The following is a 22,563-nucleotide window of genomic DNA, read 5'->3' as shown; positions in this document are numbered from 1 at the left end:
CTTTCGCACTCGTCCGCGCGCACACATGCGCACGAAGGCCCAAATATAGCGCTGGCGCGCCGTGTCGCCCCCATGCCGGGGCGGGCGTCTCACCCGAGGAAGGCGTCGACCTCGGCGCGCGTCGGGGGCTTCGCGCCCTGCCGGGTCACGACGATCGCGGCGGCCGCCACGCCCCTGTTCAGGGCCGCCTCGAGATCCGAGGGATCCTCGGCGTAGGCGGACAGGAAACCAGCCATGAACGTGTCTCCGGCGCCGACGGTGTCGACGACCTCGACCTTGTGTCCCGGGACCTGCGCGATGCGGCCGTCGGGGCGCACCGCCGCGACGCCGTCGCCGCCGAGGGTGACGATGAACATCGCGAGCCCGTACTCCTCGGCCCACGCCTGCGCGTAGCCGAGCGGGTTCTCCTCGTCGTCGACGAGCCACGCGATGTCCTCGTCGCTGGCCTTGACGATGCCCCCGCCGCGGCCGACCGCGGCCATCAGGTCGGAGACGAGCGCGAAGTAGTTCGCCCTGTCGGGAAGCGTCGACGGGCGCACGTTGATGTCAAAGCTCGTGGCGGCGTCGGTGCGTGAGACGAAGTCGAGAACGTGCTTGGCGCCGGGACCGATCACGGAGCCGATCGAGCCGAAGTGCAGCCAGTCGCCCTCCTCGAGTTGCGGGAACTCGGCGGCCTGCCAGTTGAAGTTCGAGGTGCCGTCGAAGTGGAAGTTGTAGCTGGCCTTGCCCTCGTCGTCGAGCGACACCACGGCGACCGAGGTGGGCTCGTCCGTGGTCACCGAGAGGTCGGTGTTGACGCCGGCCGCCTCGAGATGGCTGCGGAGCTGACGCCCGAACGCATCGGTGCTGAGCCTGCCGAGGAAGTGGGAGTCCTCTCCCAGCTTGGCAAGGGCGGCCGCCGTGTTCAGCGGGCCACCTCCGGATCGGGCGATCCAACGGCTCTCCTCGGGGGAGATGCTCTCTTCCGGCATCAGGTCGATCAGGGCCTCGCCGCACACCACAAAACGCATGGGCCAAACCTTACGGCACCGCTGACAGGCCGCGACGCCACCCCGACGGCTCATCCGTCCCACAGCCTGGGAGGGACCCCGTCGCGGTGCAGCCGGAACAGCAGCCCGAGGACTGGATGGTCGGGCGACCTGCGCGCCAACTGTTCGAGACACGACGCATGCGCCGCTCCCCTGCCGGAGAGCCAGGAGGCGAGCGCCAGGAGCGCGAGCAGGTTCGGCTCGTGGCGCTCCGGGCAGACCGAGCGGGCCTCCACGAGTCGCTCCCAGTAGGCGTCGGCGGAGCTCATGGTCAGTTGCGTCAGCACCGCCGAGAACCGGTCCTCATCGGCCAGCAGCACGGCGAGTTGCAGCGCGTCGGGGTCAGAAAGCGGGCCTCCCTCGGCAAGCGCCTGGAGCCTCCGCAGCCCCCGCGCGCTCGACAGCCGCGCCACCGAGCGCTCCGCCGACAGCACCACATGCTCAGCCGGAGGTGCAGAGGCCCGGACGGGGACGAGGGCCTCGTCGCGGTCGTCGCACACGACGAGGCCCTCGTAGACGGCTTGGGCCGCGACTGAACTGGTGTCGAAGCGGTAGCGGACCGGCTCACCCGGCGAGGTCAGGCTCCAGTAACTCCTGCCGTCCGTGAGCAGCGCCTCGATGACGTTGTGCGGCCCGATCACGTCGACCAGTTCGGACACCGCGATCGAGGCGAGATCCGGGTCGCCGTAACCGAGCACCACGAACTCGCCCGCGCCCACGTTCTCGGCGGAGGTGAGGATCTGGTCGGCGATCCGTTCGAAGGCCGTGGAGAACCAGTCCAGGTCGGCGCGGGCGCAGAACTTGACGCGTGCGCCGTCCAGGGCAAGGACGACGCACGAGTCGTGCGGGTGGAAGCCGAGCATGATGGCGGGCAGCGCGAGCAGGTCGGCGCGGCTGGTGCCGCGGATCAGTGGTGTCGTCATGCCTCTTTCTCCGGCGCCACCGCCGGAAAGTTCCAAGCCATTGTCAGGCTGTGGACAACCGCGCTGGGTAGGCTTGCCTCATCATGAGCAACTCGCAGTGGCCGCAGAACAACTCGCCGTGGGCGTCGCAGGATCCCAACTGGCGCCCCACCGAGTTCCAGGACGCCCAGGGCCGCGACCCGCGTGCCCCGTTCGGGCAGCAGCCGACGCCTCCGCCGTCGTACCAGGACCTCGAACCGCCGAAGCGTCCGAGTTCGTCGCTGTGGATCGTGCTGGGCGCGGTCGCCATCGTCGCGGCGATCATCGGCGGGATGCTGCTGCTCGGCGGCGGCGACCCCGAGGCGACGGCGAGCCCGACGCCCACGGCGCAGTCGTCGGTCGCGCCGAGCCCCGAGCGCACCGGCAACTGGATCCCGTTCGAGGGCAACGGCAACGGCACCTTCGAGATCGTGAGCTACTCCTGGTCGGGCGACGTCCTCACCGCGAAGATCAGGGTGGACGTGCAGGACGGGGAGTACGGGTTCAGCCTCTTCGCGTTCGCCAACGGCACCCGGGCCAGCTACGACCCCGACGATCCGAGCGGGTTCACCGTGCGCTCAGGCAGCCCGTACGAGGGCGAGGTCTCGTTCCACATGCCCAACGCCGATTCGACGATCGTGCTCGCGACCCCGTCGGGTCGCACCGCGCTGAACGCGCTGCCGATCAAGGCAGGCTAGGAGCCGCTGGCCCCGGTTGCCTCGGCGGTCGCGGAGGCCCGCTCGCGCTCCTCGACGGCGTCGGGGTGTTCCTTCGAGAGAATCACGACGCCTGCCACGGCCACCGCGCCCGTCACGGCCATCCCGAGCATCGGCCAAGGCCCCATGGCGCCGCCCTCGCCGAGCACGATCAGCCCGAACAAGACGGCGACAAAGGGGTCGACGGTGGTCATGGTGCCGACGGTGATCTCGGCCGGGCCAGAGGCATAACCCTGCTGAATCATCCAGACACCCAGCCCGTAGCAGGCAAGCATCATCGCGACCGAGGCGATGAACGTCCAACTCGTCAACTGGTGGTTGTGCTTCTGCACCAGGTCCATCGCGTGCTTCATGAGGCCAGATGCCAGCCCGTAGAACGTGGCACCGACGGCAGACCAGAGCATCGCCTTCGCCCACGGGGCCGCCCTGGTGGCGAAGAAGGACAGCACGGCGCAGACGGCGCACACGACCAGGAAGGAGATCAGCACCGGCTGGAACGTCACCTCGCGGTCACCCTTGGCGAACAGCGACGAGAAGACGGTGAAGCCGATCACGCCCGCGACCGTGATACCGACGGCGATCCAGACCTTGTGGCTGACCTTGTGCTTGTGGATGCGCGCCGCGAGCAGCACCGACCACGGCACCGCCAGGATGCCGACCGGCTGCACCACCGACACGGGCGCGAAGCTGAGCGCGGTCAGGTGGATCGCGGCGCCGAGGAACACGAACAGCAGGCCTAGCAGCCACTTGCGGATCTTGAAGAGGCTGAGCAACCCCTTGATGGAGAGCTGGTTCGACGAGGCCACCGCGTTCGGATCGAACGTCGACTTCACGCCGAGACTCTGGAGGATCGCACCACTGGCGAAGAGGAACGAGCCAACCACCTGCATGGCGATGGCGAGCGCGATTTCGAACGTCACTGACGGTCCCTTTCCGGTCGTTTCGGGAGTGAGCTTAACCCAGTCAGGTGGCCAAGCTCATGGGACCGGGGTCGCGATCCTTATCGCCCTCTGGTGGGGGTGAACCCCTAGCGGGCCTAGCCGGTGTAGACCACGACCTTGTCTCCAACACTGACCGCGTCGAACAGCGCCGCGACCTTCTCCTTGTTGCGGACGTTGACGCAGCCGTGGGAGGAACCGTTGTAGCCGCGGGCCGCGAAGTCGGACGAGTAGTGCACGGCCTGGCCGCCGCTGAAGAACAGCGCGTACGGCATCTTCGAGCCGTACAGCTTGGACACGTGGTTGCGGGACTTCCACCCGACGGAGAAGACACCGTTGCGGGTAGGCGTCAGCTCCGAGCCGAAGCGCACGTCCATCGACATCTGGATCGTGCCGTCGACCACGAGCGCCAGCTTGCGCTGCTTCTTCGAGATGCACACGACGCGGCCCTGCAGGCAGCGGTCGTCGAGGTTCATCGACGAGGGCTTGGGCTTTGCGACCACGTTGTTGAGTTCGTCGGTGGTTGGCTTGCGGGTCATGGCAGTGAGGCGGTCAAGCGTTCGCTGGTCGACCTCGCCCGTGACGGGGATCTCGCGCTTGCCCTGGAACCCCTTGACAGCGGAGACGGTCTTGGCGCCGTAGACGCCGTCGATCTTCGGCTCGTACCAGTCGAGTTGCTTGAGGCGCGCCTGCAGGTCCTTGACCTTGTCGCCCTTGTCGCCGGAGGACAGCAGCGCGGGGCCGGCCGTGAGCACGTTGTGCATCTCGTCCTTGGTCGGCTGGCGCGTCATCGAGACCAACTTGTCCCAGGTGGCCTTGTCGACCTCGCCGGTGGCCTTCATCCCGCGCTTGGCCTGGAAGCCCTCGACGGCGAGCCGGGTCTGGTCGCCGTAGCTGCTGGTGATCTTGCCCTCGAACCACTCCAACTGGAGGAGCCGGTGCTGCAGTTCGCGGACCTGCTCGGTGTCGTCGCCCTGCTTCATCATGGCGGGCGCGGCCGGCTCGGCCTCGGGGGTCTCCGACTCGACCGGCTGTGCGGGATCGTCGGGGATCTCCTCGGCGGACGGCTCGACGCTCGGTTCGGGCGTCGGCTGTTCCGCGGGTGCCTCAGTGGGGGTCACCTCGGGCGTCGCGACGCTCGGCACCTCGGTCGGCTTCGGCTGATCGGCCGGCGCGGCGCCGATGTTCTGGGGTGCGCAGGCGGCCAACGCGAGCGACGCGACGGCGACGATCGCGACGAGCCCACGACGGGCGGTCGAAGAATTCACGTGTGACCTCACAGGGGGAAGGGCGGTGACAGGCCTAGGGCAGCATACGACGCTATCGCACGCGTCCCGTGTTCCTGCGTCGGGGTGTCGCTTCATGGCCTGACCTTTCGATTGGTGTGACACCCCCTATACGCCGCGAGACGCCGGAATGGTTGCGTCGGATCGGGCGACGAGCGCGTCGACGACGCCGATCAGGGCCGCGCGGAGCGGCGCCGCGCGCTCCGCAAATCTCCGCTGGCTAGCCGCGTAACTGGCCCGCCCCTCGGAAGTCTCGACGCGGATCGGCTCGAGCCCCCAAGAGGTCAGGTCGTAGGCGGAGGCCGCCATGTCGACCTCGCGGATGTCGCGGGCGAGCAGGAAGGTGTCGAAGAGCAGTTCCGACGGCACGGCCGGCGACAGCTTCCCCGCCCACCGATAGAGATCCATGTTGACGTGTAGGCAGCCGGGCTGGTCAAGGTCGGGCTGGGTCTCCCGCGTCGGGGTCAGCAGGTTCAGCGGACGCGCGGCGGGGGTGAAGAAGCGGAAGGCGTCGAAGTGCGAGCAGCGGCAGCCGACCTCCTCGACGATCGCGGCCAGTTCATCGGGCGGGAAGCGGAGCTTCAGGTAGGGGTGCCGCGTCTCGCCCTGCTCCAACCGGTAGACCATCGCCCACTCGTGCATTCCGAAGCAGCCGAACCTGGGGGTCGCGGCCGCGCTCGCCCTGAGCAACCGCTCGGCGGTCGCGACCGTGCGACCCCGCTTGGCCATGAACCCCGCGACGTCAAGCGTGACCGACCCGTCTCCGTGGGCCGCGTGGAACGGGTGGCCGAGCAAGGCCTCGCCTGCGTCGACGGCGTGCCCGACGCCCGGGTGCCACTGCAGGAGGTGGCTGGGGCGCAGGGTGTAGTAGTGGAACAGGAAGTCGTCGATCGGATGCTTGATGCCCCGGTCACGGCGGGCGATGACGTCGGCAAGTTCCGGCTCAACCCTCGCGCGGTGCCGCGCCGCCCTCTCGCGCCACTCGGACTCGCGCAGCACGTTCACGGCTGCCCCCGCAGCGCGGCGCGGCGCCTGCGCCAGTCGGGAAGGTGCCTGTCCATCACGGCGGTGAACCGCGGGCCATGGCCGCGCTCCCACAAGTGGGCCAGTTCGTGCACGAGCACGTACTCCAGGGCGCTCGGGTCGTGCTCGGCGAGCGCCACGTTGAGGGTGATGGCGCGGCTGCGCGTGTTGCAGGTTCCCCACCGCGACGTCATCCGGCGCAGCTTCACCTCGCTGGCCTCCTTGCCCATCCGCGCCTGCCAGTCGGTCGCCAGGTCGGGAAGCCGATCGCGCAGTTCGCGGCGGTACAGGGCGTCAAGCGCTCGCGCCAGGCCGTCGTCGTCGGGGCCGGTCAGGGAGATCACCTGCCCGTCGAGCCGGGCCGACGCACGCGGCCCGTCCGTGACCCGCAGTTCGCGCCACTGGCCCCACAGCCGCGCCCTGCCGCCGTCGACCAGTGGCTCCTTGACGGGACTCGCCATCCGGACCCGCTGCTGCGACCGGGCGATCCACGCGGAGTTGGCCTCGATGAACGCCTTGACGCTTCGCTCGTCGACGTGTCGGGGCACCGAGATCGCAAGCCTCCCGTCGGGAGCGAGCACCCTGAGACGCAGGTTCTTGACGTCCTTGTAGGTCACCTCGACGGCATGACCACCATGGCTCAGCAGGTACGAAGTGGGACGGCGGCGCATGCACGAAATGGTAGACGCGCCGGGTGACACTCTGCCCCACCCCTTGTCAGGGGCATTGTGATCGTTCGAATCGCTGAAGTCCGACCCCGATGATGAGATTTTGCCCAACACAGAGCAAACTAGTGCCCGTGCCCCCCGAACTGGTCGTGCTTTGTCTCGTCGTCGTCACCGCACTGGTGTTCGACTTCACCAATGGATTCCATGACACCGGTAACGCGATGGCTACCTCCATCGCCACCGGTGCCCTCAAACCCAAGGCCGCAGTCGCACTGTCGGCAGGCCTGAACCTCATCGGAGCGTTCCTGTCGGTGGAGGTCGCCCTGACCGTCACCAACGCGGTCGTCCGCATCCAGGACTCGACGGGGGCGCCGAGGCCTGAGTTGCTTGCCGACGGAGGGCAGGCCTTGCTGCTGATCGTGCTCGCTGGCCTGGTCGGCGCGATCCTGTGGAATCTCCTGACCTGGCTGTTGGGCCTTCCCTCCAGCTCGTCCCACGCGTTGTTCGGCGGCCTGATCGGCGCCACGATGGCCGGCCTCGGCCCCGCGGGCGTCAAGTGGGTCGGCGACGGCACCAAGCTCGACGGCGTCGTCGGCAAGGTCATCCTCCCCGCGCTGCTCTCCCCCGCGATCGCCATCGCGGTCGCCGCGGTCGGCACCTGGCTGATCTACAAGATCACCAACAATGTGGCGGCCAAGTACCGCGACTCCGGCTTCCGCTGGGGCCAGATCGGCTCGGCATCGCTGGTCTCCCTCGCCCACGGCACCAACGACGCGCAGAAGACGATGGGCGTCATCACCCTCGCTCTCATCGCCACCGGTTCCTGGACGAACCTGCATCAGGTCCCGTTCTGGGTGAAGCTCTGCTGCGCGCTTGCCATCGCGCTCGGCACCTATATCGGCGGCTGGCGCATCATCCGCACGCTCGGCAAGGGTCTCGTCGAGATCAGTTCCCCGCAGGGCATGGCCGCCGAGTCGTCCTCAGCCGCGGTCATCCTGGCCTCCAGCCACCTCGGCTTCGCCCTGTCCACGACACACGTCGCGACCGGCTCGATCCTCGGTAGCGGCCTCGGCAAGCGCGGCGCGAAGGTCAACTGGAGCGTCGCGGTGCGGATGCTGATCGCCTGGGGCGTGACACTGCCCGCCGCCGCTGCGGTCGGCGCGCTGACCTGGTTCATCGGCCACACCATCGGCGGCCTGGCCGGCCCCATCGTGATCTTCCTGATCCTGGTTGCGCTCTCCTCCTGGATGTACGTGCATTCGCGTCGCAAGCCGGTCGACTCGAGCAACGTCAACGACGAGTGGGTCGAGGACGTCACCAACCGGACGCTGCCCGAGCCCGTCGGAGCAGGGGTCAAGGCCTCCAGGAGCAAGCGATGAACAACCTGTGGCTCGCCCTCGAGGGCGCATGGCACGTGCTGCTTGCCGGGCTGCTGCTCGGCGCTGGCCTGCCAACCATCTTCGCGCTGGGCGTGCGCGCGCTCTCTTACGGCGTCGGGGCCGACGTCGACGCCACCGACCACACGCCGCATCCGGTCGGCAAGGTGCTCGCCGGGGTCTGCTTCGGCATCGTGATCCTCGCCATCGTGGTCGGCATCGGCACGATCGTCGCGAGCGGTCTCGGCATGCGCGTCGTCTTCGACGGCATCATCCCGACCTTCCAGACGAAGTGACTCAGCCGAGGGCGACCCTGAGCAGGGCCCGCGCGGCGGGCGACGGGCGCCGCTCGCGCCACACCGCGCACAGTTGACGATCCAGATTCAGCCCGGGCACCCGGACGGCGACCAGGCCTCCACGCACGAGCGAGGAGGCGACGGCCAGTTCGCTCAGCACCGCAGGCTCGGACCCGGTCAACGCGCCCGCCCTCACCGCGGCGTTGCTTCCCAACTCGAGCGCCGGTCGCACCGGGTGCAGGTCGGCGAGCGCCTCGTCGAGCGTGATGCGCGTCCCGGAGCCGGGCTCCCGCACCAGCAGCGGGGTGGCAGCGAGCTCCTCCGCCTCAACGAAGCCGCGGGCGGCCCACGGATGCTGCGGCGCGACCACCACAACCAACCGGTCGACCGCGACCGGCCGCGACCTCAGGCCGTGCCTGATGGTCGGGGTCTCCACGAACCCGAGCGCGCAGCGTCCGGTGGCCACCTCGTCGAAGACCTCTTCGCTGTTGCGCACCCGCAGGCTGATCTCCAACTCGGGATGCTGCCGTCGGGCCGTCGCGAGCCAGGCGGGCAGCAGGTGTTCGGCGATCGTCATGGACGCCGCGACATCCAGGTGGGTGCGCAACTCGGAGTTGATGCTGGACGCCTCCGCCAGGAAGGCCTCCGCCGAGGAGAGTACGTCGCGCGCCCTGTCCACAAGGCCCTCCGCCTCGGGCGTGAGGCTCGAACCACGGGGGTGCCGGATCAGCAACCGGACGCCGAGCCTCGCCTCAAGCGCCGTCAGGGCACGGCTCGCGTTGGGCTGGGCCATGTCGACGGCCCGGGCGCCCGCCCCGATGCCGCCGTGGTCGGCGACTGCCACGAGCAGGTTCAGGGTCTCGAGATCGGGCCATGTGGTGTGCATATCGAAATGATATGTCCTGATGCGGAAGTGCCGTCTACTGCGAGCGTGAGAGATCGGGAAGGGTGGTCATCATGACGACGACCGCCACGAGAACCCGCATGCCAACCCACCTGCTCCCCGGCCTCGCGCTGGCGGCATCGGCCGTGGTGGTGTCCTGGTTCATGAGCAGGCTGGGCGTCAGCGCCCTGCTGGTGGCGATCGTGCTCGGCGTGATTGTCGGAAACGCGGTCCGGCTTCCCGCCTCGCTCGAGCCTGGCATCGCGTTCGCCTCGAAACGCCTCCTCCGGGCAGGCATCGTGGTGCTTGGCCTGCAACTGACACTCGGCGACATCTGGGCGCTCGGGCCGGGCATGATCGCAGTGGTGATCGCGGTGGTCACGATCGGGATCCTGAGCACCTTGTGGATCGGGCGCAGGCTCGGCGTCTCGCCGACCCAGACGCTACTGATCGCCTGCGGCTTCTCGATCTGCGGCGCCGCGGCGGTGGCCGCCATCGACGGGGTGATCGACGCCGACGACGACGAGGTCGTCACCGCGGTGGGCCTCGTGGTCGCGTTCGGGACCGCAATGATCGGGCTCGTCCCGCTGCTGGCCGGCCTGGTCGGCCTCTCCCCCGCCCAGACCGGCCTGTGGGCGGGCGCCTCGATCCACGAGGTTGCCCAGGTGGTCGCGGTCGGCGGGTCGCTTGGCGCAGCGGCGCTCAGCGCGGCCGTGATCGTCAAACTGGCCCGCGTGCTGCTGCTTGCTCCGGTGATGGCCGTGATCAGCGTGCGGCGCCGCCGGCAGGGCTCGACGACCGGCAAGCGCCCGCCGATCATCCCGCTGTTCGTGGCAGGCTTCCTCGCGATGGTCATCCTGCGCTCGGTCGGCCTGGTCCCGGACGTCGTGGTCGGGGCGGCCTCGACGGTGCAGACCGTGCTGCTCTCGGCCGCGATGTTTGCCCTCGGCACCGGCGCCCGGTTCGCGGCGTTCCGCAAACTAGGCGCGGGTCCGTTCGTGCTCGCCGCCATCTCGACGGTGATCGTCGGGGCCGTCGGGCTCACGGGAACGCTGCTAGTGGGCGCCTAACTGGCCGTCGAAGCGGGCCGCGTTGATGTCGAGCAGGTGCTGGGCACGGTTGATGGTCGAGGACCGGTAGGTGCCCGAGGCCCGCGCGTCGAGCAGGGCCGCCTGTTCGGCGTCGACGATCAGCCGCTGCAGTTCCAACCCCTCGCGGAACCTGCGCGGGGCTGCCTCCCAGTCGCGTTCCTCCTCGTCGCCGATCTGGGCTAGCGCGATCGCCCGCACCGTTGCGATCACCTCAGGATCGAAGGGGGTCCCGTCGTGCTGGTGCAGGGTGGCGCTGTCGAGGACATCGGAGGCCGACTCGCGCAGTTCCTGCAGCAGGATGCCGAGTTCGCGGGCCTCCTCCTCCCTGCTCGTGCCGCGCACGCCGAGCGCCCCGATCAGCCACGGCAGGGTCGCGCCCTGGCCGACCAGCGTGATGATCGCCACCGTGAAGGCCACCAGCATCAGCGCAGACCGGTTGGGCACGTCGTGCGGGAGCGACTGTGCGGCGGCCAGCGTGACCGCACCGCGCATTCCTGACCAGGCGATCACGGCGCCGCCGCGCCATCCGAGCCCCTCGTTGGCGTAGAAGGTGGCGTCGGCGTGCCTGCGACGCAGGAAGCGCTCCGCGTTGCCCTTGCGCCTGTCATCGCCGAAGTCGCGCTCCTCGAGTCGCTGCATGGCGTCCTCCAGGTGGTGGACGCGCTCGCGCCCCTTACGCTGCGAGCGCTTCAACGAGGCGATCACCGGCACGACGAACACGACGCGCACGACGATGAGCACCACGGTCGCCAACAGGCCCAGCCCGATGGCGTGCCAGACGTCGAGATCGGCATCGATGACGTCGTCGAGCAGCACGTGGAGTTGGTAGCCCATCAGCAGGAACACGCCGCTCTCGAGCAAGTGCTGGATCGTGCGCCAGTTCGTTCGATCCGTCATCCGATCGTGGGGGGTGAACCGCTTTGCACCCTTCGCGCCGGTGATCAGTCCCGCCACCACGACCGCAAGCACACCGGAGGCGTGCAGTTCCTCGGCCGGAATGTAGGAGGCGAACGGCACCACGAAAGAGATCGACGTCGTGAGCACAGGCTGGTCGACCTTCGCGCGCAGCCACACGCTCGCCAGCCCCATGACCGCGCCGATCGCGATGCCCACCGCGACCGCGTAGAGGAAGTCACCCGCGACGCCGAGCACCGAGATCCCGGCGGTGGCGCCGAGGGCGGTGCGCAGCAGTACGAGCGCGGTGGCGTCGTTGACGAGGCCCTCGCCCTCGAGGATCGTGACGAGCCGGTTCGGCAGGCCGAGCCGCTTCCCGACCGAGGTCGCCGCCACCGCGTCGGGCGGGCTGATCACCGCACCGAGGGCGAGGGCGGTCGGCAGGCCGATGTCGGGGAGGATCCAGTAGATCACCAGGCCGCTGACCAGGGCCGAGACCACCACCAGGCCGACGGAGAGTGCCCCGATGGTGCGGAAGTCGCGCCTGAAGTCCATGGTCGGCATCGCGACCGCCGCCGAGTAGAGCAGGGGCGGGAGCACGATCATGAGGAACCATTCGGGTTCGATCTCGATGACCGGCATCCCGGGGATGTAGCTGCACCCCACGCCGACGAGCACCATCAGCACCGGCGACGCGACGCCGATCCTGGGGGCGAGACTCGAGACCAGCACGATCACCAGGACTGCAGCCACCACAAGCAACGCCGCATCACCCATGCGTTCACCTCACTCCGACTAGGGGCTCCATCTTGCCTCGCCGGACAGCCTCCGCACTGTCGTGACCGACAGGTAGGCTCCAATCAGCGTCAAGACTTAGCAAATGTGAACGATTGACGTATGTGAATTATTTACTCTAAGGTGGAGCCATGGCCACGATCCAGACCCGGACGGTCCTCGAGGCGCTCGCGCGGCTGCAGCACGCGACGAACCTCGAGCTCCATGCGGCGCTTGAATCGCAGCTACCTGAGCTGTCCCTCACCTCACTGCACCGCATCACGGCGCGACTCCTTGAGCGCGGCGAGATCGGAGCAGTGCCGACGGACGCGCGCCAGGCGGTGCTCGACACCCGACCGGAGACGCACGACCACTTCGTCTGCACTCACTGCGGCGGCATCGTCGACGTCACCCTGCCGGCGAGCGCCCTGGACGCGATCCAGGAACAACTCGGGACCCACCTGGCCGAGGACGGCTTGGTAATCCGTGGCCGGTGCGCCCAGTGCCGCGCCAAACCTGAGGAGTGATTCAGATGCGTTTCGCCCAGTTCATGTCATCCACCGCGGGCCGTGCCCTGCGGATCGTCGCAGGCGTCGCCCTGCTCGCCGCAGGCATCACGATCCTGGTCGCCGGAGGCTCGATCGCCCTCGGCGTGGTCCTGCTCGCCGTCGGCGCGCTGTTCACGGTGGTCGGCGCGCTCAACGTCTGCCTGCTCGCCCCGATCTTCGGGGCCTCCTTCGATGGCAGGAAGGTCGCGGGCAGCTAGTCGGGGATGTCGCGACCGGGGCGACCAATTGGGGGGCGTCCCGGCCGTGACCCTCTCCCCCCCGTCAGTACGCGACGCCGAAGCGCGCGCGCCGGTGCGCCGGCTCCTCGATCTCGTCGACGACGGCCTTTGCGAAGTCGGCCCCGGAGATATTGGAGATACCGTGCTCGTCGCTGAGCAGCACGTCACCGCCGATCCTGTAGGACCCCGTCCGCTCGCCCGCGTTAGCGCCGCCGAAGTTCGCGGCAGGGCTCACGTAGAACCAGTCCAGTGCCTCGTCGGAGGCGCGCAGGTCGCCGAGGACGTCGCCCATCTCCCTCGCCTCGGCGAGGAAGGCGTCGGGGAACCCAGGGGTCTCCGACAGGGCTGGCCCCTCGGGTGCGACCAGCAGCGACCCGGCTCCCCCGACCACTCCCAGCCTCTTCCCGGCCCGCTGGGCGACCTCGGCGAGGCGCCGCACGACGCCACGCAGTTCGCCCGCGAGCGGGCCTCGGGGCGCAAGGGCCTCGACCACGACGTCCGCGCCGTCGACAGCGCTCGCGAGGGTCGCCTCGTCGGCGACGTCACCGGTGACGTAGCGAACGCCGGCAAGGCTCTCCCGCGGCACATGTCGGGCCACCACCGTCACGTCGTGCCCGCGGGAGGCCGCCTCGCGCGCGATGTTGGAGCCCGCGTATCCGGTGCCGCCGAGAACGGTGATGCGTGTCATATCTCAGTTCCTCTCCTGAAGAATCGCTTCCATCCGAAGCCGTTGACACTTACTCTAGGTAAGTAACGATGCGTTGTGAAGTACGCACCACAAGGTAAGCAGCTTTCCGTTTGGTGCCTGAGGAGGACCGATGCAGTGGAACCCCTATGACCGCAACTGCCCGAGCCGGCGACTGCTCGACCGGATCGGCGACCGCTGGACGGTGCTGATCGTCGGCATCCTCGCCGAGGACGGCCCCCTGCGCTTCGGCGAACTGGCCAGGCGCGTCGACGGGATCTCGCAGAAGATGCTCACCCAGACGCTGCGCCACCTGGAACGCGACGGGCTGGTCAAGCGCACGCTCTACCCACAGGTGCCCCCGCGGGTCGACTACGAACTCACCGCCGCCGGGCACTCGCTGCGCGTCCCGCTGCAGGCGCTGGAGGACTGGGCGATCGCCAACATGCACCACGTCGAGGCGGCACGCGACAGCTACGACAAGGCGGGATGAGGATGCGGTTCGTCTACCCCAACTCCCTGCTGAACCCCAAGGCCGTCGACGAGTTCTTCGCCGACGAGGCCGCCGCCGTCGACGGGCCGAGGGTCGCGCTGTGGGACGCCGCAGAGGGCCGACTCCTGGAGCGCCAACTCCCCGTCGCGGGCGAGACGATCGCCTACCGGGGCTGGATCCTGGGCAAGGACGGCTACCGCAGGCTCGCCGACGCGATCGAGGCCAAGGGCGCTACCCCCTGGGTGAGCGCCGACGGCTACGCCCGGTCACAGTTCCTCGACGGCTGGATCGACGCGATGGAGGGTGTGACCCCGCGCTCCGTTGTGGCACCCCTCGACATCCCGGACGAGAGGCTCGCCGACATGGTGGCGGACCGCCTCGGCGACGGGCGTTACGTCGTGAAGGGCCTGAGCAAGTCGGCCAAGGACGACTGGGCCAACGCGATGTACGTCAGTTCCCCCCTCGACCTGCCACGGGTTGTCGGGAACTTGCGCGAGCGGATCTCCGGAGAGGAGGACGCGCTCGTGGTGCGGGAGTTCGTGCCGCTGCTGGCCGACGAATTGCGGCTCTGGTGGGTTGAGGGCGCCTGCGTGCAGACCCGCAACCACCCGCAGAGCAGGCCGGACGTCCTGGACACCACGGAGCTTGACGGTTTCGTCCGGGTGCTCGGCGAACGCGTCGCCGACCTGGCGGTGCCCTTCGTGACCACCGATGTCACGCGCGACCAGGATGGACGGTGGTGGCTGGTCGAGGTCGGCTCCGGCTGCGTCAGCGAGATGCCTGCCGGCATGGGCGTCGACGACCTGTTCGCCCCACGCTAAGCCTGCCTGCGGTCGCCCGACGGCTTCACGATATGATGAAATCAACATATCGGAGGTGTCGTGGAGAACTACCTTGGGGCGCAGCGGCCGCTGTACGAGGTCAAGGCCAACCTGTTCAAGGGCCTGTCGCATCCGCTGCGGGTGCGGATCCTCGAGGTGCTCGCAGGCGACGACGAGGTCGGCGTCACCCGACTGCTCGCCGACACCGGACTCGAGCCGTCGCACCTGTCCCAGCATCTTTCGGTGCTGCGTCGGCACCGCCTCGTCGCGTCCGAGCGCCGCGGTAGCCAGGTCTTCTACCGGCTCGCGTACCCCCAGATCGCCGACCTGTTGAGCGTCGCCCGGACCCTGCTCGGCGAGGTGCTGCACGACACCGCACGCCAACTCAGCGCCACCGCCGAACTGCCCCTGACCCCGGCCGCCGACCGGTGAGCGCCGTCCTCGCCAGGGCGGCCGCACTGCTGCCGAACTGGCGCGACTACCGTGACGTGCCCCGGACCTGGCGGCGGGACCTCCTCGCGGGCGTGACGGTTGGCATCGTCGCGCTCCCCCTCGCCCTCGCGTTCGGCGTCAGTTCCGGCGCGGGCGCGGAGGCGGGCCTCGTCACCGCGATCGTCGCAGGCGTCGTCGCGGCGGTGTTCGGCGGGTCCAACGTGCAGGTGTCCGGACCCACAGGGGCGATGGTCGTGGTGCTCGGGCCGATCGTCGCCTCGCACGGCGTGGGTGCCCTGACGGTGGTGAGCGTGCTCGCCGGCGTCTTCGTCATCGTGGCCGGGGTGCTCCGTCTCGGCCAGTCGGTGGCGCTGATCCCCTGGCCCGTGATCGAGGGCTTCACGCTCGGCATCGCCGTGATCATCTTCCTGCAGCAGGTGCCAGCCGCCGTCGGAGTCTCCCCGACCGGCGGCGAGAACGCGTTCCTGGGCGCGGTGTCGGCGATCGCCTCGGCGGGTCCTGCGGCCCTCGTTCCGCTCGCGCTCGTCGCTGTGGTGGCCGCCGTCATGACGCTCGCGCCGCGGCTGCACCCGTCCATCCCCGGCTCGATCGTGGCCATCGTCGTCGCGACGCTGGTCGCCGTGCTGCTGAGGCTCGACGTGGCCGACATCGGCGCCCTTCCCAACTCGCTGCCTGCGCCCAGGCTGCCGGAGGCGTCGCTGCAGACGTTGCAGGCCCTGGTCGGCCCGGCGCTGACGGTGGCCGCGCTGGCCGCCATCGAGTCGCTGCTCTCGGCCCGGGTCGCCTCGGCCGTCTCCGACACCGGCGCCTACGACGCCGACCGGGAACTGGTCGGACAGGGCCTCGCCTCGGTCGCCGCGGGGCTGTTCGGTGGCATGCCAGCCACCGGCGCGATCGCCCGCACCGCCGTCAACATCCGCTCCGGGGCACGCACCCGGCTCGCGGCGCTCGTGCACGCCGCGCTGCTGCTCGGGGTCGTCTATCTGGCAAGCGGGGCCGTGTCGACGATTCCGCTCGCCGCCCTGTCCGGAGTGTTGATGGTGACGGCGGCGAAGATGGTGCCGCTTCGCACCGTCGCGATCATCCTCCGGTCGAACCGGTCGACGGCCGCGATCTTCGTGCTGACGGCGCTCGTGACCGTGAGCGTCGACCTCATCTACGCGGTGCTGATCGGCGTAGTGGTGGCCGCCTTCTTCGCGCTGCGGGCCATGGCGCGCACCTGTGGCGTGCACCGGCAGGCCCTTCCCTCCCCTGCCGTTTCTGGGGATGAGCGGATCGCGCTGCTGCGGCTCGACGGGGCGCTGTTCTTCGGCGCAGCCGAGCGGGTCCTGAGCCGCGTCGAGGCCGTCGACGGCGTGAGCGTGGTGATCCTGCGGATGTCGCAGATCCAGTACCTGGACGCCACGGGGGCCCAGGCGCTGACCGAACTCGTCGGCCATCTGGAGCGGCGGGGCATCACCGTCCTCATCAAGGGCATCCGCGCGACCCAACTCCGCCTCGCGGACAGGGTCGGCGTGATCGGCTCGCTGCGCACCGGCAAGCACCTGTTCGAGGACCTCGACGCCGCCGTCGAGCACGCCCGTAGTCACGTCTACCGGGAGTCCCTGGCGGCGTGAGGCGCTAGCGTCGGGGCATGCAGGAGCAGCTGGGCCGCGTCGCACCCCTGGCGCCGCTGGTCGCGGAGGCCGCGCGTCGGTTGGGGGTCGACAGGGTCGCGCTGATCGATGTGAGTCGCCCGGCGGGGTTGAACCTGGTCGTCGACCTGGCGCGCGTCGACTACTCCACGGGTGTGAGCCTCGGGTCGCCCGGATCGCCGGTGCGAATCACCGCCGACGTCATCAGGCGCGCCGCGCCGCCATCGACGGCCCTGCCAACGGTGGTGCGGCGCATCGTCCTGGCGCGCTCCCCACTCGACCTTGGCTCCGCCTCGGATCGGTTGTTGGCCGTCGAATCGTCGCCGGTTGAGCGGCGGGAGGTCGCGAGGGCGCAGGTCGACCTGCTGTCCGGCCACGACGTCGTCAGCGTCCCTGGAGACCCCATCGAGATGCTTCCTTCCGCCGTCGCCGCCCTGCCCGCCGGCGTGGCACCCATCGTCATGACGACCTGGGCCGTCTCCGCGCTGGCGGCGTCACGGCGGGCCGCGCTGCTTGCCGCGGTCGCCTCACTCGCCCGGGAGCGCCGGATCGCGTGGGTCTCGGTCGAGGGTGTGGGCGTGGCGCCGTCGATTCCCACGTTCGGCGACCGTCCCGCCTCCGGGCACAGCATCCTTGGAGTGGCGGTGTCGTCGGGCGGGCAACTGCGCTTCGACGCCGTCGGACGGTGCTGGCAGCGCGGGGCGAAAGTGGCCTGGCTCGGAGAGGATGTGCGATGAACGGGATCTTGGGGACGCGGTTGCCGGTGGTTGCCGCGCCGATGGCCGGAGGCGCGACAACGGTGGCGCTGAGCCGCGCCGTGCTCGGCGCCGGTGGGTTTCCGTTCCTGGCGGGCGGCTACAAGAGCGTCGGGGCGATGGCCGCGGAGATCGACGCACTGCGCGGCGAGCGGTTCGGCGTCAACCTGTTCGTGCCCGGGACCCGGCCTGCCGATCCGGCGGCGGTCGAGGCTTACGCGGCGCGACTCCGCCCGGAGGCCGATGCTCTCGGCGTCGCGCTCGGCGTGCCGCCCGAAGCCGATGACGACGGGTGGGACGCGAAGATCGGCTTCCTGGTGTCGCACCCGGTGCCCGTGGTGTCGTTCACGTTCGGGCTTCCGTCGGGCGAGGTCGTGGCGGCGCTACGGTCGGCCGGGTCTCGCGTGGTTGCCTCGGTGACCAGCGCCGACGAGGCGCGGCAGGCGTCCGCCGTCGGGGTGGACGGCGTGGTCGCCCAGGGCGTCGGAGCGGGCGGGCACAGCGCGATCTTCGACCCCCTGAACGGGGTGCCCGGCACGGCGACCGAGGACCTGGTTCGGGAGATGCGCGCGGCGGTCGACCTACCGGTGATCGCAGCGGGCGGGGTCGACGGCCCGGATGCGGTGCGTCGACTACTGGACGCCGGAGCCGAGGCGGTCGCCGTCGGGACCTTGCTGCTGCGCACCCCGGAGGCGGGCACGTCGGCGACGCACCGCGCGGCGCTTGCCGACCCGCGGTGCTCGGAGACGACGCTGACCCGGGCGTTCACAGGGCGCCCCGCGCGGGCGCTGCGCAACGAGTTCATCGACAGGCACGACGCTCACGCGCCGGACGCCTACCCCGCGGTGCATCACCTGACCTCGCCGCTGCGGAAGGCGGCGTCGGCGGCCGGCGACGCGGAGCGCGTCCACCTGTGGGCGGGCACGGGATGGCGCAGCGCCCCGGATCGCCCGGCGGCCGAGGTGATTGCCTGGCTCGCCGGAGCCGGGTAGCGGGACCGGGTCTCGGGTGGGTTGCTCAAGTGGTCGGGGGTCAGCGCTGGGTGACGACCGACTGCATCTCGCCGATCAGCACGTCCGCCTCACGGGTCAGCGAGAACGGAAGGCTTCCCGACTCTCCGCCGCCTGACCAGTCGACCGCCCAACGGGAGGTCACCGCGACGGTGTATCGGCCGTCCTCGCCATACACGTAACCGCAATCGGGCGACGCGACGTTGCGACCGCCTGTAGCAGCCTCCGACCAGGGCGTGCCACGACCGCACGAGACCACGTCACCGGTCCCCATGTCCCACTCCACGCCGGTCACCGTCGCCGTCAGGGTCACGGTCACCCCGCGCTCCGCGATCGAGTCCGTGATCGGCCCCCACTGCCCCTCCGATGTCACGGCCGCCCACATCCAAGCGTTCCAGCCGACGTAACCCATCCGCTCCGTCGAGTCGCCTCTGGGAAACATCCCGATCTCCGGAGCCTCAAACTCGATCGAAGCAAGAAGCCGCAGCGCCAACTCCTCCGGATCAGGCGGAGCCAACTCCGGAGGACCAGGCAACCACCGCAACACCGTCTCCCCGGGATTCGCAATGTCACCGTAGATCGCCCTCGTGCAGGCATAGATCGCGCCAGAGTCCCTTCCCGCCCAAATCGGATCAGATCGTGGAGGTTGTGGGTCAGCAAGCCGGCACCAAGCGCTTGTTGAGTCGCTCCAGTCCCCGAGCGCAGTCAGGCACGGGACCGACCGCCCGTCGTGGCTGCACTGCCTGGGGGCCGAAGCCTCCTCCTCAGTACCCAAACTCGTCCCTTGTCCGCCGGCTGAGTCACCGGGCGAACTTGCCGAGGACGTTCCCTGTAGCGTCACCCCCAGGCGGCACTCCCCACTCACCTGAACAACCACGCACCCTGGCAGCTCGGCACTTGCGGGCTCAGGAAGAGCAAAGGTCAGCATCACACTGACGAGCAGCATTCCGAGCAGCCGTCTCAACACTGAGTGGACTCGCTTCGGATCTGTTCCACTCGCCATGAGTGGTCCGGCATCTTCCGCAGGGTCACTTTCTCGCGAAGCTCACCGGAACGAGTGAGGCGGTCCCCCGTCGTTGTGTCAAACACACGTAGCGAGGACAAGTCGACGCAGTAGGCGATAGTTGCGTTGTCTGAGCCGACGATGTCGACCGCTACGTCACGAAATTGTCTTCCGCCCTCACTCCGGATTCCCTCGGCTCTGAGTTGCTCGATTGTTGCGAGGATCCCGTTGGACTCCTCCCCTGTGGTCACGTGTTGAGTCTCCGTCAGTTCGGTCAAGGACGGGTCGGCGACGAATTTCTCATACACACGCCAATACGCCTGCCACCCCTCGATGATGGCAGCCGACTCAGCATCGCCCGTCGGCAGATCCGCCGGGAAAGAGGCAGGAGCCGACGGCGCCACACTCGCACTCGGTGTCGGCGACGGGGTGGGAGCGGCCGTTATCGACGGAGACGGACCCTCACCACTGGACTTCACCGGAGTCGGCGACTGCCCGCCACCCGGACTGCAAGCCACCAGCAGCAGCACCGCCACCGTCGCACCCAAGAACCGCATCCCCCCACCTCCCTTGGCCGAGACAAGCACCCATTACACCAAGTCAAAGAGCATTCGGGTAGCTGGAGTCGCGAATGTGTGGATAACTCGATACTGCGGTCGAACCGGATCGACACATTGGAGCACCGCGGAGTGGGGAGGATCGCCGGTGCGCAGGGCCGGCGGACTCACCCGGTCGCACTATGGGCAGGTCCGTCTGGCTGAGCGAACTCAGCGGCGCCCTTCCAGCCCGCGAGGAGCACTGCCGCAATGCCCAGGAGCACCTTCAGACATGGCTTGCCTAACACTGAACCTGCTCATTGCGTATCTGCGCGACCCTCCAGATGTTGTCCAGACCTCGCTCCAAGCGAGCGTGTTCAAGAAGGGTCCCTGAACGAGGGAACGGCTCCCCGCTGTCGACCCGCACGACCCGCACCGAGGCAAGGTCGATGCAGTAGTCGAGCTTCGCCTTGCCTTCCTCCGTGACGTCGACAACGATGTCGCGAAACACAAAGCCTCCTTCACTGCGAAGGCCGGACTGACGAATTGAGGCAATGGCATCAAGAATGCCGTTGGCCTCCTCACCTGTGGTCACGTATTGCGTCTCGGTGAGGTCAGTCAGGGACGGGTCGGCAGCGAACTTCTCATACACACGCCAATACGCTTGCCAACCCTCGATGATGGCAGCCGACTCAGCATCGCCCGTCGGCAGATCCGCCGGGAAAGAGGCAGGAGCCGACGGCGCCACACTCGCGCTCGGTGTCGGCGACGGGGTGGGAGCGGCCGTTATCGACGGAGACGGACCCTCACCACTGGACTTCACCGGAGTCGGCGACTGCCCGCCACCCGGACTGCAAGCCACCAGCAGCAGCACCGCCACCGTCGCACCCAAGAACCGCATCCCTCACCCCCATGGCCGAGACAAGCACCCATTACACCAAGCCGACAAGCACTTTGACAGGAAGAGACCCGAATCTGTGGATAACTCGCAGAACAGAATCGGGCTGTGAGGTGCATAGAACGAACGCAGATGCACTGGACCGACTTGGCGGTAGGTCGCGAGAGATTTCGACGCGGGCTGCGGCCGCCGCGCGGCGCACCCGGCTCCATCGGAAGGCGGCACCACCTGACCGCATCGGAGTCCCCGTCAGGTGCTGGCGGACCCAAGTCCCTGGTGATCTCACGAGGATTTCGACGCGGGCGGCGGCCGCTTCGCGGCGCACCCGGCTCAATCAACGCGACACGCGCACCCGGACCATTCAGCAAGGGTGGCCACGCCACCAGCCGAACGCGACGGACAGGAAATACGGCCGTGAGCCCACGTCGCCCCGACCGCGCAGCACGCCCACCCCGACCAGGCAGGAACTGGCCTCACGCCTAGACCAACGCGACCCGCGCGGGGCGACCGGGCGGCGCGCGCCGCGGTCGCGAAACCCGCGGTGCACAACACCCGACCACAGCGCGACCACCCAGGCGGGCAGACGGGGACGGGAGACGGGCGGCCTCAGCAACCCGCCCCGCACCAGAACGTGCACGACGAACAACCCCCGACGACAACGCAGCCCGACTCCCGGCACCGGCTGACCGCACCGACAGGCCAGCCATGATGGCCGAGACCCTGGAGATCTCACGAAGATTTCGACACGGGCAGCGGCCGCTACGCGGCGCACCCGGCTCAATCAACGCGACACGGGCAGCGGCCGCTGCGCGGCGCACCCAGCTCAACCAGCAGCCGCACCGGCTGACGGCACCCCCACAAGAAGTCCCCAGCAATCTCACGAAGATTTCGACGCGGGCAGCGGCCGCTGCGCGGCGCACCCGGCTCAATCAACAAAGAAGAAGGAGCCGGGCGACCACGCCGCCCGGCTCCAACGATGATCGATCTGAGGTCAGCGACCGAAGATCTTGCCCAGCAGTCCACCGGACGAGGGCGCCTTAGCGTGGCCAGGGCACCACTTGCCCGCGGGCACCGTGGCTTTGACGGCGTCGATGTGCTGGCCACAGCCAGCCCAAGTGGTCTTTCCGCAGGTCCTGCAAGCAACGGGACGGCACATGATGGTTCTCCTTCAAGATGGTGATGCTCAAACGGTGATGAGGTTGGTCCGCCGACTCTGCGACGGTGGGCTCATGGAGCCCGTGACCGGACATTCCGGCCGATCGGGGCCGCCAGGGATACTGGCGAGCCGGTGGTTCAGGCCAAGGTCAGGAAGAGCTTCTCCAACTCCTCGGTGGTGATGTCATCGCTGCGGTTGACACCCTCAGGGTCGACGACGCAGTCCCGCATCGCCGTCGCGATGATCGCGAAGCCCGCCTTATCCAGAGCCGACGACACCGCCGACAACTGGGTCACGACGTCGCGGCACGAGCCCTCGCCCTCGACCGACTCGATGACGGCGTTGAGCTGCCCGCGAGCCCTCTTCAGGCGGTTGAGGATCCGCTTGCGCGCGGCCTCGTCAGTGGTGGCCATATCTA

24 protein-coding genes are annotated in these 22,563 nt (G+C 69.0%); 12 read left to right on the top strand and 12 right to left on the bottom strand.

Annotated elements, in window-relative coordinates:
• Positions 1 to 89: 89 nt before the first annotated feature.
• Positions 90 to 1,010 carry a carbohydrate kinase family protein gene (locus tag BW730_RS04190; RefSeq protein ID WP_158522467.1) on the bottom strand — a complete coding sequence of 307 codons (921 nt, stop codon included), beginning with the start codon at positions 1,008 to 1,010 and terminating at the stop codon, positions 90 to 92.
• A gap of 50 nt (positions 1,011 to 1,060) precedes the next feature.
• Positions 1,061 to 1,951, bottom strand: a complete 891-nt coding sequence (locus tag BW730_RS04185; RefSeq protein ID WP_077685160.1) for a DUF4192 family protein — start codon at positions 1,949 to 1,951, stop codon at positions 1,061 to 1,063.
• 83 nt (positions 1,952 to 2,034) lie between these two features.
• On the opposite strand from BW730_RS04185, the gene BW730_RS04180 reads away from it, so the two are divergent.
• Positions 2,035 to 2,667: a hypothetical protein gene (locus BW730_RS04180; protein ID WP_077685159.1), complete on the top strand. Its 633-nt coding sequence runs from the start codon at positions 2,035 to 2,037 to the stop codon at positions 2,665 to 2,667.
• Here the strand turns inward: BW730_RS04180 and BW730_RS04175 are convergent.
• The 4 genes from BW730_RS04175 to BW730_RS04160 all read right to left on the bottom strand — a co-directional run bounded on the left by BW730_RS04175 (position 2,664) and on the right by BW730_RS04160 (position 6,603).
• On the bottom strand, positions 2,664 to 3,605 hold the full coding sequence (locus BW730_RS04175) for a hypothetical protein (RefSeq protein WP_077685158.1): 942 nt from the start codon (positions 3,603 to 3,605) through the stop codon (positions 2,664 to 2,666). The genes BW730_RS04180 and BW730_RS04175 overlap by 4 nt on opposite strands.
• Positions 3,606 to 3,721: 116 nt before the next feature.
• Complete coding sequence (locus BW730_RS04170) at positions 3,722 to 4,891, bottom strand: L,D-transpeptidase family protein (RefSeq protein WP_226997064.1); 1,170 nt, start codon at positions 4,889 to 4,891, stop codon at positions 3,722 to 3,724.
• A 126-nt stretch (positions 4,892 to 5,017) separates the two neighbouring features.
• A complete protein-coding gene (locus BW730_RS04165) occupies positions 5,018 to 5,914 on the bottom strand; it encodes a 3-methyladenine DNA glycosylase (protein WP_145952717.1) in 897 nt (298 codons plus the stop codon).
• On the bottom strand, positions 5,911 to 6,603 hold the full coding sequence (locus BW730_RS04160; RefSeq protein ID WP_077685156.1) for a M48 family metallopeptidase: 693 nt from the start codon (positions 6,601 to 6,603) through the stop codon (positions 5,911 to 5,913). Before BW730_RS04160 ends, BW730_RS04165 begins: the two co-directional genes overlap by 4 nt.
• A gap of 128 nt (positions 6,604 to 6,731) precedes the next feature.
• On the opposite strand from BW730_RS04160, the gene BW730_RS04155 reads away from it, so the two are divergent.
• Entirely contained in the window at positions 6,732 to 7,979 is a 1,248-nt protein-coding gene (locus BW730_RS04155) for an inorganic phosphate transporter (RefSeq protein WP_145952716.1), read from the top strand.
• Positions 7,976 to 8,272 carry a hypothetical protein gene (locus BW730_RS04150; RefSeq protein WP_077685155.1) on the top strand — a complete coding sequence of 99 codons (297 nt, stop codon included), beginning with the start codon at positions 7,976 to 7,978 and terminating at the stop codon, positions 8,270 to 8,272. The genes BW730_RS04155 and BW730_RS04150 overlap by 4 nt, the downstream gene beginning before the upstream one ends.
• A gap of 1 nt (position 8,273) precedes the next feature.
• Here the strand turns inward: BW730_RS04150 and BW730_RS04145 are convergent, their stop codons facing one another.
• Positions 8,274 to 9,158: a LysR family transcriptional regulator gene (locus BW730_RS04145; protein WP_077685154.1), complete on the bottom strand. Its 885-nt coding sequence runs from the start codon at positions 9,156 to 9,158 to the stop codon at positions 8,274 to 8,276.
• 98 nt (positions 9,159 to 9,256) lie between these two features.
• Here BW730_RS04145 and BW730_RS04140 point away from each other — a divergent pair, with 98 nt between their 5' ends.
• Positions 9,257 to 10,225 carry a YeiH family protein gene (locus BW730_RS04140; RefSeq protein ID WP_226997063.1) on the top strand — a complete coding sequence of 323 codons (969 nt, stop codon included), beginning with the start codon at positions 9,257 to 9,259 and terminating at the stop codon, positions 10,223 to 10,225.
• On the opposite strand, the gene BW730_RS04135 is transcribed toward BW730_RS04140, so the two are convergent.
• Positions 10,211 to 11,917 (bottom strand): cation:proton antiporter, encoded by a 1,707-nt coding sequence (locus BW730_RS04135; protein ID WP_077685153.1) that lies wholly within the window; start codon positions 11,915 to 11,917, stop codon positions 10,211 to 10,213. The two genes, BW730_RS04140 and BW730_RS04135, sit on opposite strands and share 15 nt — an antisense overlap.
• A gap of 149 nt (positions 11,918 to 12,066) precedes the next feature.
• On the opposite strand from BW730_RS04135, the gene BW730_RS04130 reads away from it, so the two are divergent.
• Entirely contained in the window at positions 12,067 to 12,441 is a 375-nt protein-coding gene (locus BW730_RS04130; protein ID WP_077685152.1) for a Fur family transcriptional regulator, read from the top strand.
• A 5-nt stretch (positions 12,442 to 12,446) separates the two neighbouring features.
• The gene (locus BW730_RS04125; protein WP_077685151.1) at positions 12,447 to 12,680 is read left to right on the top strand and encodes a YgaP-like transmembrane domain; all 234 of its coding nucleotides are present in this window, start codon (positions 12,447 to 12,449) and stop codon (positions 12,678 to 12,680) included.
• 64 nt (positions 12,681 to 12,744) lie between these two features.
• Here the strand turns inward: BW730_RS04125 and BW730_RS04120 are convergent, their stop codons facing one another.
• Entirely contained in the window at positions 12,745 to 13,389 is a 645-nt protein-coding gene (locus BW730_RS04120) for an NAD(P)-dependent oxidoreductase (protein WP_077685150.1), read from the bottom strand.
• A 130-nt stretch (positions 13,390 to 13,519) separates the two neighbouring features.
• On the opposite strand from BW730_RS04120, the gene BW730_RS04115 reads away from it, so the two are divergent.
• The 6 genes from BW730_RS04115 to BW730_RS04090 are packed head-to-tail and all read left to right on the top strand — an operon-like array spanning position 13,520 to position 18,534.
• Positions 13,520 to 13,879, top strand: a complete 360-nt coding sequence (locus BW730_RS04115) for a winged helix-turn-helix transcriptional regulator (protein WP_077685149.1) — start codon at positions 13,520 to 13,522, stop codon at positions 13,877 to 13,879.
• A gap of 2 nt (positions 13,880 to 13,881) precedes the next feature.
• Positions 13,882 to 14,700, top strand: coding sequence for an ATP-grasp domain-containing protein (locus BW730_RS04110; protein ID WP_077685148.1), 819 nt, complete (start codon positions 13,882 to 13,884; stop codon positions 14,698 to 14,700).
• 60 nt (positions 14,701 to 14,760) lie between these two features.
• A complete protein-coding gene (locus BW730_RS04105; RefSeq protein ID WP_077685147.1) occupies positions 14,761 to 15,132 on the top strand; it encodes an ArsR/SmtB family transcription factor in 372 nt (123 codons plus the stop codon).
• Positions 15,129 to 16,769, top strand: coding sequence for a SulP family inorganic anion transporter (locus BW730_RS04100; RefSeq protein WP_077685146.1), 1,641 nt, complete (start codon positions 15,129 to 15,131; stop codon positions 16,767 to 16,769). Before BW730_RS04105 ends, BW730_RS04100 begins: the two co-directional genes overlap by 4 nt.
• A 17-nt stretch (positions 16,770 to 16,786) precedes the next feature.
• Complete coding sequence (locus BW730_RS04095) at positions 16,787 to 17,524, top strand: DUF2332 family protein (protein ID WP_077685145.1); 738 nt, start codon at positions 16,787 to 16,789, stop codon at positions 17,522 to 17,524.
• A complete protein-coding gene (locus BW730_RS04090) occupies positions 17,521 to 18,534 on the top strand; it encodes an NAD(P)H-dependent flavin oxidoreductase (RefSeq protein WP_077685144.1) in 1,014 nt (337 codons plus the stop codon). Before BW730_RS04095 ends, BW730_RS04090 begins: the two co-directional genes overlap by 4 nt.
• 40 nt (positions 18,535 to 18,574) lie before the next feature.
• On the opposite strand, the gene BW730_RS04085 is transcribed toward BW730_RS04090, so the two are convergent.
• The 3 genes from BW730_RS04085 to BW730_RS04070 form a co-directional block, all read right to left on the bottom strand.
• A complete protein-coding gene (locus BW730_RS04085) occupies positions 18,575 to 18,994 on the bottom strand; it encodes a hypothetical protein (protein WP_145952715.1) in 420 nt (139 codons plus the stop codon).
• Between the two features lie 1,398 nt (positions 18,995 to 20,392).
• On the bottom strand, positions 20,393 to 20,971 hold the full coding sequence (locus BW730_RS17990; RefSeq protein ID WP_145952714.1) for a hypothetical protein: 579 nt from the start codon (positions 20,969 to 20,971) through the stop codon (positions 20,393 to 20,395).
• A 1,311-nt stretch (positions 20,972 to 22,282) separates the two neighbouring features.
• A complete protein-coding gene (locus tag BW730_RS04070) occupies positions 22,283 to 22,558 on the bottom strand; it encodes a metal-sensitive transcriptional regulator (RefSeq protein WP_077685140.1) in 276 nt (91 codons plus the stop codon).
• Between the last annotated feature and the right edge of the window lie 5 nt (positions 22,559 to 22,563).

Origin of the sequence: Tessaracoccus aquimaris (genome assembly GCF_001997345.1) — a bacterium.
GTDB classification, from domain to species: Bacteria; Actinomycetota; Actinomycetes; order Propionibacteriales; family Propionibacteriaceae; genus Arachnia; species Arachnia aquimaris.
This window is presented reverse-complemented; position numbering and strand designations above follow the sequence as displayed.

Excerpts from the sequence above, each read along its gene's own strand:
- BW730_RS04110 (WP_077685148.1), top strand. The coding sequence starts at position 13,882 with ATGCGGTTCGTCTACCCCAACTCCCTGCTGAACCCCAAGGCCGTCGAC.
- BW730_RS04115 (WP_077685149.1), top strand. The coding sequence starts at position 13,520 with ATGCAGTGGAACCCCTATGACCGCAACTGCCCGAGCCGGCGACTGCTC.
- BW730_RS04095 (WP_077685145.1), top strand. The coding sequence starts at position 16,787 with ATGCAGGAGCAGCTGGGCCGCGTCGCACCCCTGGCGCCGCTGGTCGCG.
- BW730_RS04070 (WP_077685140.1), bottom strand. The coding sequence starts at position 22,558 with ATGGCCACCACTGACGAGGCCGCGCGCAAGCGGATCCTCAACCGCCTG.
- BW730_RS04160 (WP_077685156.1), bottom strand. The coding sequence starts at position 6,603 with ATGCGCCGCCGTCCCACTTCGTACCTGCTGAGCCATGGTGGTCATGCC.
- BW730_RS04180 (WP_077685159.1), top strand. The coding sequence starts at position 2,035 with ATGAGCAACTCGCAGTGGCCGCAGAACAACTCGCCGTGGGCGTCGCAG.
- BW730_RS04150 (WP_077685155.1), top strand. The coding sequence starts at position 7,976 with ATGAACAACCTGTGGCTCGCCCTCGAGGGCGCATGGCACGTGCTGCTT.
- BW730_RS04140 (WP_226997063.1), top strand. The coding sequence starts at position 9,257 with ATGCCAACCCACCTGCTCCCCGGCCTCGCGCTGGCGGCATCGGCCGTG.
- BW730_RS04085 (WP_145952715.1), bottom strand. The coding sequence starts at position 18,994 with ATGTTTCCCAGAGGCGACTCGACGGAGCGGATGGGTTACGTCGGCTGG.
- BW730_RS04130 (WP_077685152.1), top strand. The coding sequence starts at position 12,067 with ATGGCCACGATCCAGACCCGGACGGTCCTCGAGGCGCTCGCGCGGCTG.
- BW730_RS04135 (WP_077685153.1), bottom strand. The coding sequence starts at position 11,917 with ATGGGTGATGCGGCGTTGCTTGTGGTGGCTGCAGTCCTGGTGATCGTG.
- BW730_RS04145 (WP_077685154.1), bottom strand. The coding sequence starts at position 9,158 with ATGCACACCACATGGCCCGATCTCGAGACCCTGAACCTGCTCGTGGCA.
- BW730_RS04120 (WP_077685150.1), bottom strand. The coding sequence starts at position 13,389 with ATGACACGCATCACCGTTCTCGGCGGCACCGGATACGCGGGCTCCAAC.
- BW730_RS04125 (WP_077685151.1), top strand. The coding sequence starts at position 12,447 with ATGCGTTTCGCCCAGTTCATGTCATCCACCGCGGGCCGTGCCCTGCGG.
- BW730_RS04190 (WP_158522467.1), bottom strand. The coding sequence starts at position 1,010 with ATGCGTTTTGTGGTGTGCGGCGAGGCCCTGATCGACCTGATGCCGGAA.
- BW730_RS04090 (WP_077685144.1), top strand. The coding sequence starts at position 17,521 with ATGAACGGGATCTTGGGGACGCGGTTGCCGGTGGTTGCCGCGCCGATG.
- BW730_RS04185 (WP_077685160.1), bottom strand. The coding sequence starts at position 1,951 with ATGACGACACCACTGATCCGCGGCACCAGCCGCGCCGACCTGCTCGCG.